This is a genomic window from Anaeromonas gelatinilytica (assembly GCF_016820635.1).
Taxonomy (GTDB): Bacteria; Bacillota; Clostridia; order Tissierellales; family SIT17; genus Anaeromonas; species Anaeromonas gelatinilytica.
Genome location: NZ_WSFU01000117.1, coordinates 1 through 13,731 on the forward strand (window position 1 = coordinate 1; position 13,731 = coordinate 13,731).

Annotated in this window: 16 protein-coding genes and 1 pseudogene; 2 read left to right on the plus strand and 15 right to left on the minus strand. The window is 29.8% G+C overall.

What is annotated here, in order from left to right; translation table 11 throughout:
• Window positions 1-155 precede the first annotated feature (155 nt).
• The 15 genes from GOQ29_RS10015 to GOQ29_RS10085 form a co-directional block, all read right to left on the minus strand.
• On the minus strand, window positions 156-1,133 hold the full coding sequence (locus tag GOQ29_RS10015) for an RnfABCDGE type electron transport complex subunit B (protein WP_203372513.1): 978 nt from the start codon (window positions 1,131-1,133) through the stop codon (window positions 156-158).
• 12 nt (window positions 1,134-1,145) lie between these two features.
• A complete protein-coding gene (rsxA, locus tag GOQ29_RS10020) occupies window positions 1,146-1,718 on the minus strand; it encodes an electron transport complex subunit RsxA (protein WP_203372514.1) in 573 nt (190 codons plus the stop codon).
• Window positions 1,719-1,730: 12 nt separating this feature from the next.
• Window positions 1,731-2,333, minus strand: a complete 603-nt coding sequence (gene rsxE, locus GOQ29_RS10025; protein WP_203372515.1) for an electron transport complex subunit RsxE — start codon at window positions 2,331-2,333, stop codon at window positions 1,731-1,733.
• A 21-nt stretch (window positions 2,334-2,354) separates the two neighbouring features.
• Window positions 2,355-2,915 carry an RnfABCDGE type electron transport complex subunit G gene (locus GOQ29_RS10030; RefSeq protein ID WP_203372516.1) on the minus strand — a complete coding sequence of 187 codons (561 nt, stop codon included), beginning with the start codon at window positions 2,913-2,915 and terminating at the stop codon, window positions 2,355-2,357.
• Complete coding sequence (locus GOQ29_RS10035) at window positions 2,908-3,849, minus strand: RnfABCDGE type electron transport complex subunit D (protein WP_203372517.1); 942 nt, start codon at window positions 3,847-3,849, stop codon at window positions 2,908-2,910. Before GOQ29_RS10035 ends, GOQ29_RS10030 begins: the two co-directional genes overlap by 8 nt.
• An 18-nt stretch (window positions 3,850-3,867) precedes the next feature.
• Window positions 3,868-5,193, minus strand: a complete 1,326-nt coding sequence (gene rsxC, locus GOQ29_RS10040; RefSeq protein ID WP_203372518.1) for an electron transport complex subunit RsxC — start codon at window positions 5,191-5,193, stop codon at window positions 3,868-3,870.
• Window positions 5,194-5,495: 302 nt separating this feature from the next.
• Window positions 5,496-6,044, minus strand: a complete 549-nt coding sequence (locus GOQ29_RS10045) for an ATP-binding protein (RefSeq protein ID WP_203372519.1) — start codon at window positions 6,042-6,044, stop codon at window positions 5,496-5,498.
• A complete protein-coding gene (locus tag GOQ29_RS10050) occupies window positions 6,044-6,745 on the minus strand; it encodes a PHP domain-containing protein (RefSeq protein ID WP_203372520.1) in 702 nt (233 codons plus the stop codon). The genes GOQ29_RS10045 and GOQ29_RS10050 overlap by 1 nt, the downstream gene beginning before the upstream one ends.
• Before the next feature lie 2 nt (window positions 6,746-6,747).
• Window positions 6,748-7,083, minus strand: coding sequence for a DRTGG domain-containing protein (locus GOQ29_RS10055; protein WP_203372521.1), 336 nt, complete (start codon window positions 7,081-7,083; stop codon window positions 6,748-6,750).
• A 14-nt stretch (window positions 7,084-7,097) separates the two neighbouring features.
• On the minus strand, window positions 7,098-8,345 hold the full coding sequence (locus GOQ29_RS10060) for a [Fe-Fe] hydrogenase large subunit C-terminal domain-containing protein (RefSeq protein ID WP_207750695.1): 1,248 nt from the start codon (window positions 8,343-8,345) through the stop codon (window positions 7,098-7,100).
• 59 nt (window positions 8,346-8,404) lie between these two features.
• Entirely contained in the window at window positions 8,405-8,839 is a 435-nt protein-coding gene (locus tag GOQ29_RS10065; protein ID WP_203372522.1) for an ATP-binding protein, read from the minus strand.
• On the minus strand, window positions 8,832-9,185 hold the full coding sequence (locus GOQ29_RS10070) for a DRTGG domain-containing protein (protein ID WP_203372523.1): 354 nt from the start codon (window positions 9,183-9,185) through the stop codon (window positions 8,832-8,834). The genes GOQ29_RS10065 and GOQ29_RS10070 overlap by 8 nt, the downstream gene beginning before the upstream one ends.
• A 1-nt stretch (window position 9,186) precedes the next feature.
• A complete protein-coding gene (locus GOQ29_RS10075) occupies window positions 9,187-9,996 on the minus strand; it encodes an SPOR domain-containing protein (protein ID WP_203372524.1) in 810 nt (269 codons plus the stop codon).
• Between the two features lie 14 nt (window positions 9,997-10,010).
• Window positions 10,011-11,069 (minus strand): DNA polymerase IV, encoded by a 1,059-nt coding sequence (gene dinB, locus GOQ29_RS10080; protein ID WP_252187590.1) that lies wholly within the window; start codon window positions 11,067-11,069, stop codon window positions 10,011-10,013.
• A 719-nt stretch (window positions 11,070-11,788) separates the two neighbouring features.
• Window positions 11,789-12,472 (minus strand): FlxA-like family protein, encoded by a 684-nt coding sequence (locus tag GOQ29_RS10085; RefSeq protein ID WP_203372525.1) that lies wholly within the window; start codon window positions 12,470-12,472, stop codon window positions 11,789-11,791.
• A 587-nt stretch (window positions 12,473-13,059) separates the two neighbouring features.
• Here GOQ29_RS10085 and GOQ29_RS15070 point away from each other — a divergent pair.
• Complete coding sequence (locus GOQ29_RS15070; protein ID WP_203372526.1) at window positions 13,060-13,293, plus strand: hypothetical protein; 234 nt, start codon at window positions 13,060-13,062, stop codon at window positions 13,291-13,293.
• Window positions 13,286-13,579 (plus strand): annotated as a pseudogene (locus GOQ29_RS14685) (ATP-binding protein). Before GOQ29_RS15070 ends, GOQ29_RS14685 begins: the two are co-directional and overlap by 8 nt.
• Window positions 13,580-13,731 lie beyond the last annotated feature (152 nt).

Consider the following 13,731-nt stretch of genomic DNA (forward strand, 5'->3'; position numbering starts at 1 on the left):
TTTTTAATTGTTGCCAGAAAGGAGTTTTATTTTTCACTTAAGCACAGATTTATTTACACTACCAGGGCAGGTATTCAATGGAATACCTGCCCCAACTATTGACATAGAGCCATTTTTACAATACCTCTTAATTTTAAGAATACTTTATTTTTAGCTTAATTTAATTTTATTGCATCCTTTGGACACTTTTCTTCACATACTCCACAACCGATACATTTTTCTGGATCTACTTCATGTACTTTTTTCACTTCTCCATCTATGGCATCTACTGGACAATTCTTAGCACATATAGTACATCCTATACATTTATCTTCTATTACTTCAGCAGTTTTTCTTTTTTCAAAATCTGCCCAAATAGCATTGGTAGGACATTTTTCTGCACATATCATACAATTAGTACATTTATCATAATTAATTCTTGCTAAATTATCTTCAAATTCCATAGCATCAAAAGGACAAGCTTTTACACATATCTTACATCCTATACATCCTGTTGTACATTTAACTTTTACATCTTTTCCAAATTCATTATTATTACAATCTACTACTACATTTTGATCATAAGGAGTCCATTTTATTATATTCTTTGGACATGCCTCTAAACATTTCCCACAAGCAGTACATTTTTCTGGATCTATATGGGCTATTCCATCTTCAATTTTTATGGCATCAAAATCACAGACATCATAACATGTTCCTAACCCTAAGCAACCATATTCACAAGATTTACTACCTCCTTGTACTAATGCTGCTGCTTTACAATCCTGAATTCCATTATATTCAAACTTTTCTTTTGTATTACAAGTAGTCCCATTACATATAACTCTAGCAACCTTTTTTTCTGAAGAACCAGCGGATTTACCCATTATTTCACCAATCTTTTCGGCTGTTTCTAAACCACCAACTGGACATCCATTTACTGGAGCTTCTTCTAAAGATACTGCCTTAGAAAAAGCATCACAACCAGGATATCCACAAGCTCCACAATTTGCTCCTGGTAAAGCTGCTCTAATACTTTCTATCTTAGGATCAACTTTTACTGCAAACACTTTAGATGCTACTGCTAGTCCACTTCCAAATATTAATCCTAGTCCCCCTAAACTGACAACTGGTAAAAGTATATCTTCTATCATCAACTTCACCTCCTATACTAATCCTGCAAAGCCTAAAAAGGCAATTGACATTAATCCTGCTGTTATCAAAGCAATTGGAAATCCCTCTAAAGATTCTGGAACATCCGCTAATGCTAATCTTTCTCTAATTCCTGCAAATAATATTATTGCTAATCCAAATCCTATAGCCGCAAAAACCGAATGAACTATAGTCTCTATTAAATTAAATTTTTCTTGTATATTTAACAATGTTAATCCTAACACAGCACAATTTGTTGTTATAAGTGGAAGATATACTCCTAATGCCTCATACAATGTTGGACTGGCCTTTTTTATAAACATTTCAACAAATTGTACTAAAGATGCTATTATCAATATAAATGCAATAGTCTGTAAAAATTCAAGTTCCAATGGGTTCAATACTGCTATCTGTACAATATATGTCATAATAGATGCTAAGGTCATAACAAATGCAACAGCCATTGTCATACCTGTAGCAGTTTCAACCTTTTTAGATACCCCAAGAAATGGGCATATACCTAAGAATCTAGATAATATGAAGTTATTTACTAACATTGCACTTACTGCTATAGTTACTAATTCCATTTATTATCCCTCCTAAGCCTCACTCTTTTTTTGTTTTTGTACGTAATTCAATAAACCAATTAATAATCCTAGTGCTAAAAATGCCCCAGGAGGTAATATCATTATTATTGCCGGTTTAAATGACTCACCAAATAATTGTAATCCAAATATACTTCCTGCACCTAATATTTCTCTTACTATTCCTAATATAGTTAATGCTATGGTAAATCCTAATCCCATACCAATTCCGTCAAATATTGATATCGTCGGTTTATTTTTTGAAGCAAATGATTCTGCTCTACCTAATATCAAACAGTTAACAACTATAAGAGGTATAAATAATCCTAAAGATTCATATAAACTAATAGCATATGCATTCATAAACATACCAATAAGAGTAACAAAAGTTGCCACAATAATTATATAGGATGGTATACGTATCTTATCTGGTATAACTTTTCTAAATATTGATATAAAAAGATTTGAAGCAACCACTACCGTTGTTGTAGCTAACCCCATTGCCACACCATTTATAGCAGAAGTAGTAACGGCTAATGTTGGACACATTCCAAGTAACTGTATAAAAATTGGATTCTCATCAATTATTCCATTTTTAAGTGTTTTAAAAATTTTCATTCCTTCACCTCCGAACTTTTATTATATATCTAATGTATTATTAAATAGTTCAATAACTAAATTTACGCCTTTAGTAACTGCATCAGAAGTTATTGTAGCCCCAGTTATAGCCTGAATATCATTTTCATTAGAAGGTGTAGATTTCACAACACCTATTTCACTTTCAGCACTTTTTCCTTTATATTGATCTTGGAATTCAGCAGTAGTTGCATTTGCTCCAAGTCCAGGTGTTTCTTCATGACCAACTACTTTCATTCCTGTAATTTCTCCTTCAGAAGAAATACCTGTTATTACTTCAACATTTCCTCCATAACCCACAGTAGCAGTTTTAATAGCAAATCCAACTATTTCATCTCCAACTAAGCCTTCATATACTTCTGTTATTCCTGCTGGAACATCATCTAATTCCACAATTTGAAATTCATCTGCTTCTGGAAGAACTTCTGCCCTAGCTTCTTGACTCTTTTCCATCTCTACTTCTTCTATTACAGGATTTGTTATTCCATTAGACAAACCTAATACTACTGCAGCGATTGATGCTATTAATAATAATATTAATCCTATCTTAATAATCTCACGCATTTTGTTTCACCTCACCAAATACTTTTGGAGCCGTATATTTTTCAATTAATGGTGCTGCTACATTCATTAATAATATAGAATAAGAAACCCCTTCAGGATATCCACCATATAATCTAATAATTGATGTTAATAAACCACATCCTATACCAAAAATAATTTGTCCTTTTGGTGTAACTGGCGAGGACGAATAATCTGTAGCCATAAAAAATGCTCCTAACATTAATCCTCCTGAGAATGTGTGATATATCATATTTGTAAATCCACCATCTAATACAAGAGTCATAGCCATAACTGTAGCTATATAAACAAAAGGAATTCTCCAACTTATAACTCCTCTATATAATAAATATAATCCTCCTAAAATAAGCAGTATTGCAGATGTTTCTCCTAATGACCCTCCTATATTACCTGTGAATATTTCCATTATTGATGGAAGACTTCCTTCTGCTTCTCCTTTTAATATAGCTAATGGAGTAGCAGTACTTACTGCATCAGTTCCTGGTGTTACCCAATTAGTCATTATAACTGGCCAAGATGCTAATAACATAGCTCTAGCTGCTAAAGCTGGATTTATAAAATTATTTCCTAACCCTCCAAAAGCTTGTTTAGCTATAGCTATAGCAAAAGCAGAACCTATAACTGGTATCCACCAAGGCGCAGATGCTGGAATATTAAAAGCCAATAATAATCCAGTTACAACAGCACTAAAATCATTAATTGTCACCGGTTTTTTCATGAATTTCTGTAACGCCCATTCTGTGATTACTGCTGTGATTACTGCCAACCCAATAATTTTAATAGCATTGAATCTAAAGAAATATATACTTGCTAATGTAGCAGGTAATAATGCAATCAGAACATCAATCATAATTCTAGAAATGGTTTCTTCTGACCTTAAATGAGGTGACGAAGAACCATACAACATATTTTCCATACTAGTCCCTCCTATTTATTAACTCTTTTTCCTCTTTGAAATGATCTCTTTCTTAGCTACTCTAATAGATTGAAGTAACGGTCTTTTCGATGGACATATAAATGAACATGAACCGCATTCAATACAACTTAAAGGATTATAACTTTCAGCCTCATCATACATTTTTTTAAGAGATAATTTGCTTATAAATAATGGCTGAAGATTCACAGGGCAAATGTTTACACACTTTCCACATCTTATACACGGATCTGGATCAGGTATTTTAGCATCCTGTTCATTTAAAATTAAAATTCCTGATGTACCTTTTATTGTTGGAACTTCAATTGTAAATTGAGCTAATCCCATCATAGGTCCACCCATAATAACTTTTCCAGGCTTGTCCTTAAATCCACCGCACTCTTCTATTATCTCACTAAATGGAGTACCGATTTTAATTAATAAATTTTTGGGATTCTTAATTCCACTACCGGTAATAGTAGCAATTCTCTCAATCAATGGCATACCAGTTTCTATAGCATTTTCTATAGCATGAGCTGTGCCTACATTATTTACTACTACTCCAACATCCATAGGTAAAGCACCGGATGGAACTTCCCTTTGAGTAATAGCATGAATAAGTCTTTTCTCATCTCCTTGAGGATATTTAGTTTCTAAAGGTATAATTTCAATTTTTTCATCATCATAAGCCGCCTTAGTCATTATTTCTATAGCATCTGGCTTATTATTCTCAATACCTATATATCCTTTTTTTACATCTACAGCCTTCATAATAGCCTCTAAACCTTTAATAACCATCTCTGGTTTTTCAAGCATAAGTCTATGATCAGCTGTTAAATAAGGTTCACATTCGGCACCATTTAATATAACTGTATCGATTTTTTTCTCTGAAGGCGGAGATAATTTTACATGAGTAGGAAATCCTGCCCCTCCCATTCCTGTTATTCCTGCCTCTTTAATTATTGATATAATTTCTTCTCTACTTAAATTTTTGATATCACCCTTTGGCTTAATACTTTCATCTATTTCATTTTTGCCATCAGATTCTATCACTACAGTAGTTGCTTTACCTGTAGGAGTATCCATTCGCTGGATTTTTTTTACTTTTCCTGAAACACTAGAATGTATTGGAGCAGAAACAAAAGCTTTAGATTCCCCAATTTTTTGACCAACTTTAACTGTATCCCCTACCTTCACAATCGATTCACAAGGTGCACCTATATGTTGTTGCATTGGTATATATACCATTTTAGGTTCTTGTGATTTCTCAATAGCTAACTTTTCGGTAGCTTTTTTAAAATGTGGAGGATGAATTCCACCTTTAAAAGTACGGGCTTTTAAATCCATATATTTCACCTCTTCTAAAAATTTTATTATAATAAATTAAAAAGCATTGTGTATACAAAATGCTTTATTTGCAAAAAAAATAATATAGCTTTAAAATGTTAACCAAGACTAATGCTTGTCTATTAATAAGCAACTATATTAAATAGCATTTGGATTATTGTTACTTTTTCTACAAAGTTTATTGTATACAGTTTTTCCTTTTCAAAAACAATTATATCATTTTTTTGTCGGAATTTACAGTGAAAATAAATTTAATGAATATTTTTTTTTTACTTTCTGTTAATATTTCATTTTTATGAGATTTATATTAAATACAAATTTCTAATATTCTCTTTGATATAACCTCTTAACCACATTATTACTTCTGGAGATTCTATATCAACATCTTGAATAATATTTTTGATTTTTGCTGCATCAAAAGCAAAAACTTTACCACTTACATTATGCCTATATTTTATATTAATTCTGTCTCCTTCTCCACTCATAATTGCTATCAATGTATCTTCTATACTTCCTAAAGGCGGTCTATCTATATTATCATATTCCATTTCTACATAGACTTCAGTTCCTATATTTTCTTTTGACTTTAATATTAATTTCCCATTAGATCTTTCAGCCGTAGATTTAAATAAAGATAAGCCTAAACCAACATTTCTAGTATTTCTTGTAGTTACAAAAGGATTAAGTACATCTTTTAATATGCTTTTTTTTATTCCTATCCCATTATCTTTTATTGATATTTGAAATATATTATCTTTAGGATTTTCCACTATATCTATTTCTATATTAGTAGCTTTACCAGAAATTGAATTTTGAATTATATCTAATATATGTAACGAAAGTTCCTTCACTATTTCTCCTCCACCTTAAAATACTCTAATACCTTATCTATAGTTTTATTTTTTATATCTATTTCATTTATTGGCTCATTAATATCCTGTAAGTAATGAGCATCAGAATTATAAATTACTCTATAATTCTTTATTAATTCTCTGTTATATAATTTATTACTGATCTCAACAAATTTTATATCATATTTTTCAGGTATAAATCCTAATACAGACAATATGCTATAACTTTTTTTGTCTATATGAGCAGGAATAATAACACCTCTTTCTTCCATTACCATATGATAAACATCGTCTATTTTAAACTTACTAGCATTTATTAATAATTTATCTATTTCATTTATTTTATTATCTTCTTTATCTAAAACTAATTGATTTCCAAATATATTTTCTTTATTTTTTATATTAGGAAGATTTTCATATATTTTTTCTCCAAAATTTTTTAAAGCTTTAACATTATGAAAATAACATAATAAATGAATATCTTCAGCAGTTGTAACTTCAATACCAGGTATTACTAATATATTTCTAAACTCTCCAAGTTTCATTATAGTTTCTACGTTAAAATATGAATTATGATCTGTTACGGATATTATATCTAAACCTTTTATATATGCCATATTAATAATATTATTAGGAGTCATGCTATTATCAGCACAAGGAGATAAAGCAGAATGAATATGTAAATCATAATATAATTTCATAATCAATTTATTCCTAATTTATATAACTCTATAGATATCTCATAAGTTGTCTTATTAGTTCTAATAATTGGTATCCCTAGTTCATTCGATTTCTCAATTGTATCTTCTTCTACCTCCATTCCTTCAACTATTAATATTGCAGAAATATCAATTAATGATGCTATAGCCACTATATTTATATGAGTCTGTACTGTCAACCATATCTGTTTTTCTTTAGCACTAGCCATTACTACACTTAATAAATCTCCGGAATAGACACCATTAGTTTCATTGTCCAAGCCTTTCTCTCCAGATATTAATTCTAAATCTAATTCTTTAATTATTTGAGAAATTTTCATCATTTTCACCTCCATTATTTTATCATAAATATACAATTTTCAATATTTGCTCCTCTGCAAACTATATCTTCTGCAAAAGATTTACAACTTGGTGCACCACAAGAGCCACAATCAAGTCCTGGAAGCGATTCTGCAATTTTATTTATTTCTTCAATTTTAGAAAATGCTTTAAACATATCATCATCTAACTTTAATGCTCCTCTGGGTTCTATATCTTCAGTCCAAGATAAATATCCAGATTTAAATAATTCTTTATATTCTTCTATTTCTTCTTTAGACTTTTCAGCTTTATATTCATTATCTTCATATATTTGCCTTATTCTACTTTTTGCTATAAATGGATTTTCAACATTTAATGGTCCCCCTACACAACCTCCTACACATGCATAGCCTTCGAAAAATTCAATATTTTTTAAATTTTCATTTTCAATTTCCTCTAAAACTTTTATTACATTACCAATACCATCTACAGCAACATATTTTTTTATTCCCATTGCCATACTTTGTCCTCCGACTCTCGACCAACCTATACCTTTGGAACTCCCTTTACTAAATCCACACTCTCCACTAATCTTTTTTTCATTTCTTACTAAATCACCATATATTTTCTTTATTGCAATAGCTCCATCCATGTAAGATTTTTTAATACCCAATGGTTCCCTTATGCTAGTATACTTTGCAGGACATGGCGTCAAATAAAAGGCTCCTATATCCTCTGAAGAAATATCATATTTATTCATAACTTCTTTTTTAGCCATTCTAGCTGCTATTTCCATAGGAGATTCAACTCTCATAATATTATTAATTAAAGAAGGAAATCGAATTTGAATTAAACGTATAACTGCAGGGCATAACGAAGATATAAGAGGAAAATTATTTGTTCCTTTTTCTAATATATCATTAAATGTTAAAGCAATAATATCGGCAGCCCTACCTTCATCGTATATATAATTAAAACCTAATCCTTTAATACTTTCATAAATTCTATCAATTTTTACATCCAAAGGAAACTGTCCATACAAAGTTGTAGATGTAATAGCTATGTTAAATTTATATTTATTAAGATCTCTTAAATCATCTGTTATACTATCTTGAGCATGATATGGACAAACTACTATGCACTCACCACAATCAATACATCTTTCTTTTAAAATATCAGCTTTCTTATTTTTAATTCTTATAGCTTCTGTGGGGCATCTTTTTAAACAATTTGTGCAACCTTTACAGTATTCATCATCAAGAACTACAGAATGAAACACCATTATTATGATACCACCTTTCCTTTTATAATAATTGTAATATTCCAACTATTATAATCATATCAAAAACTAATTTTAATTAATAGTCTAGTTCCTTCAGTACTTGATTCTATTTTAAAATAATCTGAACATTTTTTAATATTAGGTAAGCCCATTCCAGCTCCAAAACCTAATTCTCTCACTTCATCTGTTGCAGTAGAATATCCTTCTTTCATGGCTAAAGATATATCCTCTATACCAGGGCCTTTATCATAAGCATTTATAATAATATTATTACCCTCTACCATTAATTTTATATTTCCACCATAAGAATGTATTACAATATTCATTTCTGCTTCATATGTAACTATTGCCACTTTTCTAATCACTTTATTATCTATACCAACTTTTTTTAGTATTGATTTAATATTGCTAGATGTCTCACCAGCTCTTTTAAAATCATTACTGATTATACTATATTCTAATTTTATTTTATTTTTATCTTTACTATTATTCATCCAACTTTACCCCTCTTAACCCATTACTATATAATAATCCTGAGGCAGTATACAAAGTATGATTAGTGGTCATCAATGTTACTTTTTTTTCTTCAGCTAATTTAATCAAATCTTCTTCTGGAGTCTTACCTCTTACTAAAATAATCGCAAATAAATCTATTATTTCTGCTGTTCTTATTATCTGTGGATTATTCAATCCCGTCAATAAAATAGCTTTTTCATCTACAAGAGTTAATACATCACTCATTAAATCAGAACCAAAAGCCGATTGAATGTCTTTATTTAAAAAATCTTCTCCAGTTATAACTTCCGCACCTAATATATTTTGTATCTCTCTTAATTTCATATTAGTCCTCCTCATTTTCCTTTATAATATTGATGTATTGTATCAGAATTTTATTATATTCAGAGTAATAGGTTAATAAATTATCTTCTTTAATATCATCGGGAATTTTTTTCCTAGATTCAAATATTTTATTTAATTTAACTAATATTTCATATTCTGATTGTAATTCCTTATGAATATCAGAAATCTTACTATTATTTTCAGATATAATTTCTTTAATTTTAGAATGTTTTTTAGATATTAATACTTCTTTCCATACAGAAGTTTCATTAATAAAAGATTCATTATATAATTCTATTAACTCTGATATTTTTTTAACATCCTCTTTTATTAATTCTTCATCAATTATCACTTTTCCTTCTATAAAGTTTTCATTTATAAATGTTTTTTCAATTTTTTGATTTAAATATTGTTCATATTCTTCTGCATCTACTTTCTTAAAAAAGGTACCTGAGAATACTTTATAATTATCTGATTTTATTATATATGCAGGTATATCTTTTTTATTTAATTTTTCAACTAATGTTTTAGCATTCTCTAAATCAGTAAAACTTCCTGTCTGAATATTAAATATATTGATAATTTCCATACCTATTTCACCATTGGAAAATTCATGTTCTTGTTCTAAAGCTTGAGTATTCATAGTAGAATCATCAGTATGTGATAAAAAATTTGGATGAACTATATAATTAACTAAAAAAAATGCTAAAATAATGGAAACAATAGGTGATATTATCCCAAAAATTATTATATAAATTAGCTTGTCCTTTTTAGTTTTACGTTTTATATATTTTCTCTTATATCTACCCAATTTTTTCCTCCCCTTTAGAAATAACTATCTAAGTTAAGTTTTATCTGTTCTGGTTCATTAGGATATATAAAATTTGATACTCCTAATCCTAATAGTCTAATTTTCTTTTCTATATGAAATTTATTATCAAATATATAACTGGAAATATTTTTTAATGTTTCTAACTTATCTGCTGCACTTTCTAATGTATAACTTCTAGTCTCTATAGAAAAATCATCATATTTTAACTTTATAGTTATTGTTTTATATTTATATCCCTTCTTAATAATTCTATTATAAATATCCTCAGAATATTCATCTAATTTTTCATGAATATATTCTAAATTATCTATATCATAAGAAAATGTATTTTCTTCACTAATTGATTGAGGCAAAGATTCTCCTTCAATCTTTCTATTATCTATCCCCTTTGCAAACATCATTAATTCTCTACCTTTTTTTCCTAATCTATCAACTAAAACACTTTCATCGTAATTTTGTATATCATTTATAGTATATATTCCCATACTATTTAATAATTTAGCAGTTTTAGGCCCTACTCCCCAAAGTTTCCTAATTGGTAAAGGACTTAAAATATCTAAAACCTCTTCTTCATTAATCATAGTTATTCCATTTGGTTTATCCATATCAGAAGCCAATTTTGCCAAAAATTTATTATGGGCTATACCTACGGAACAAGTTAGATTGAGTTCCTTTTTAATATCCTTTTTTATGCTTTTAGCAATATACATAGGATCTTCATCAAAAATTTCTATATAAGCTTCATCTAACGATAAGGGTTCTATATTCAATGAATATCGTTTAAAAATATCTCTTATATAATTTGATGCTTTTTTATATTTATTTTTATTAACAGGAACAAATATTAAATTTCTACATAATCTTTCAGCAGCTTTAGAAGACATTGCTGACTTTACTCCAAATACTCTAGCTTCATATGATGCTGCACACACTACTCCTCTTTTATCAGGCTTACCTCCTACAACTATGGGTTTACCTTTCAAATTAGGATTATCCCTTTGTTCTATAGAAGCAAAGAAAGCATCCATATCAATATGTAATATATATCTCAAAATAATCCCTCCATATTTTAATGATGAAATTAAAATATCAATTATTAATAGTAAAAAGACAGAGAAATATTTCTCTGTCTTTTTACTATTAATATGTGTCATTAGTACAAGTTTTAGGCTTAAATCAAGGATTTAAGGCAAAAACACCACACATCTGAACCAATATTTCTAAAGCTAAGTATACCAGCTATGATTTCATAATTCAAGAGGTGAACCGCCAGAAATCGCTGGCGACTTCTTCCTCTATTCACTTGGCAGCTCTTGTTCCATTTTCGTATTTCCTTTAAAGGTAAAAAGAAAAGGGATTGCTCCCTTTCCCTCGTCTAAAAACCGTACATGAGAGTTTCCCGCTCATACGGCTCAAGCATTTCTTAACCCTTTCAGGCAACATGTTTGTGATAGTTTGTCCATCCTCTGATCACTTAGTTTAGTCTTCGAATCAAGTCCGATTAAGTGCTTACTTTTCCTTCTTTCAGTATAATAATAGAGCACTTTTAATAAAATGTTTGGAAGGTTTAACGATAAATTTACCTTTGAATCTTCTGAATGTCCACCCCAAAAAGTCAAACCCATCATCTATATACGTGATTGTTGTTTTCTCTTCTGATAACATTAGTCCTTGAGATTTGAGAAATTCACTGACAGTAACTTGTCGTTTATATTCCCTTGCCAAATGGTTTTTCTTTGCCATAAACAATAATCAGCTCTATACATTCTTATTATACTACCACTGAAAGCTTCACCTCTGATTCAGGCTGATTTGCTTCGCCTGTTCTTGTATATATCGCCGGTTTCTCGTTACTGCTAATCTTTTGTTCAGGAACATCTAAAGAACTGGCTTTGTTTTCTTCTATATCTGTCTTATCTTCTTTGATACTATCCGTTTGTTTACTCCTAACTTCATCTATTGCATCTTCTTGATGTTCGGAGATTGTATCCCCTATCTCCTTTGCTTTTTCAAAAAGTGCATTTGTAATATTATCGACTTTTGCCTGTAGTTCCGTCTTTTCTTCTCCACTTCTTGCTGTCCTCAATTTCCCTTCTAAATCTGTTTTAATTTTAATCATTCCTGTCATCTGTTCCTTTGTGGTAGAAAATGAAATAATAATGCCAGTTTCATCTGTAGTCATTCCCACTCCATTATCTTTGGTATCATTTGTAATTTTATCATTTGTTTTAGAAACTGCTTCCTCACTCTTTTCCTTCTGAATTTCAATTTTCCTTTGCGCTATCTGCTTATTTAAGTCCTGAATCTGTTGTTGCAATTCTTTCCTTTTTTCCATCATATCTTTAGGCGACATATCTTTATTGTCCGAAAGTCTTTGCAGTTGTTTCCTCACATTTTCAATTTGCTTTTGAATCGATTTAATCTGTTTGTCTTGATTTACACTGCCAGCATTCATTGTATAATTATAACTGGTGGAATCACTTGCTGTACTGTTGTTGATTTGCATATAAAACCCTTCCTTCCATAATTATTTTTGGTTTTGATATCCATAGATATCATTCTATATATAAGTTATCGACTAATTTCAGAAAAATTAAAATTCAAGCTGATTAATAAATTGTAATATTTATGTCTAAAACCTATTTTTATCGAATGGACTCATGATATTACTGCGTAATCGCAACAAATACAATTTTATTTTAGTTTTTTTTGCGCTTTGTTCCTCGAATATTCAAATGCTCTGTTATCAGTTTCTTGTAGTCAATCTCTAACTGGCGACGCATCACAACAACCTATCTTTCCTGCGGGCTTCCCGTAAAGTTGGCGGCTTCGATCATTCCCCAGTGGATTTCCTCCACAACAGTAGTATTGGGTGCGCTGTCATTTCACATAGTTTTAATGCTAAAATAATAATTAACAAGAATGCAAATATAAAATTTAACAGAATTACAAAGAAAGTAGTATAATTGCTTCCGATATAATGAGGTAATGGACATGATGGAAATAATAAAGGCAGAACTACACATTTTGAGGTGTTTAAAAATGAAACCAAACTATAATGAATTAGCTAGAAGATTTGGTGTCTCAAAACAAACTATATCAAAATATAATAATGGATTTGAAAAGAAAGAAACTAGAGATAAAAAATCAAAATTAAATAAATATAAAGAAAAAATAAAAGAAAAGATTAATTTAGCAGGTGCAACAATAACAGGCGTATATAAATACTTTTATTCAAGAGATAACACTATAGAATCTCGCTCAAGCTTTGCTTAAGCATTATGCTAAATATAAACTCCTAATAATAGATGAGATAGGATACTTACCAATTACAAAAGAAGATTCAAATATGTTTTTTCAGCTGATCAATAAAAGATACGAAAAATCTAGTACGATAATTACTACTAACAAGGAATTTAGCAAATGAAATGAAGAGTTTGGAGATATAGCAATTGCTAACGCAATACTAAATAGATTATTACATCACTCTACAGTTGAAAAGATAACAGGAAGATCTTATAGAACTAAAGATAAGATACCTAGTGGTAATTCAAAACAATAGTTAGCAAAAGTGTTAAAGGTTATATGAGTTTGGCGAGTCTACTTTCGTGCCTAAAACAAGCGATGTCACGCCCCAAACCCGTGAAGTTTGGAGGCCACTGAAAATCTTATGATTATTGAGTGAAATTAAAAATTTATAATGAAAAAATACTA

What these genes read in the sequence shown, in the direction of transcription:
- GOQ29_RS10015 (WP_203372513.1), bottom strand. Translation starts at nt 1,133, where the DNA reads ATGATAGAAGATATACTTTTACCAGTTGTCAGTTTAGGGGGACTAGGA.
- rsxA (WP_203372514.1), bottom strand. Translation starts at nt 1,718, where the DNA reads ATGGAATTAGTAACTATAGCAGTAAGTGCAATGTTAGTAAATAACTTC.
- rsxE (WP_203372515.1), bottom strand. Translation starts at nt 2,333, where the DNA reads ATGAAAATTTTTAAAACACTTAAAAATGGAATAATTGATGAGAATCCA.
- GOQ29_RS10030 (WP_203372516.1), bottom strand. Translation starts at nt 2,915, where the DNA reads ATGCGTGAGATTATTAAGATAGGATTAATATTATTATTAATAGCATCA.
- GOQ29_RS10035 (WP_203372517.1), bottom strand. Translation starts at nt 3,849, where the DNA reads ATGGAAAATATGTTGTATGGTTCTTCGTCACCTCATTTAAGGTCAGAA.
- rsxC (WP_203372518.1), bottom strand. Translation starts at nt 5,193, where the DNA reads ATGGATTTAAAAGCCCGTACTTTTAAAGGTGGAATTCATCCTCCACAT.
- GOQ29_RS10050 (WP_203372520.1), bottom strand. Translation starts at nt 6,745, where the DNA reads ATGAAATTATATTATGATTTACATATTCATTCTGCTTTATCTCCTTGT.
- GOQ29_RS10055 (WP_203372521.1), bottom strand. Translation starts at nt 7,083, where the DNA reads ATGAAAATTTCTCAAATAATTAAAGAATTAGATTTAGAATTAATATCT.
- GOQ29_RS10060 (WP_207750695.1), bottom strand. Translation starts at nt 8,345, where the DNA reads ATGGTGTTTCATTCTGTAGTTCTTGATGATGAATACTGTAAAGGTTGC.
- GOQ29_RS10065 (WP_203372522.1), bottom strand. Translation starts at nt 8,839, where the DNA reads ATGAATAATAGTAAAGATAAAAATAAAATAAAATTAGAATATAGTATA.
- GOQ29_RS10070 (WP_203372523.1), bottom strand. Translation starts at nt 9,185, where the DNA reads ATGAAATTAAGAGAGATACAAAATATATTAGGTGCGGAAGTTATAACT.
- GOQ29_RS10085 (WP_203372525.1), bottom strand. Translation starts at nt 12,472, where the DNA reads ATGAATGCTGGCAGTGTAAATCAAGACAAACAGATTAAATCGATTCAA.
- GOQ29_RS15070 (WP_203372526.1), top strand. Translation starts at nt 13,060, where the DNA reads ATGAAACCAAACTATAATGAATTAGCTAGAAGATTTGGTGTCTCAAAA.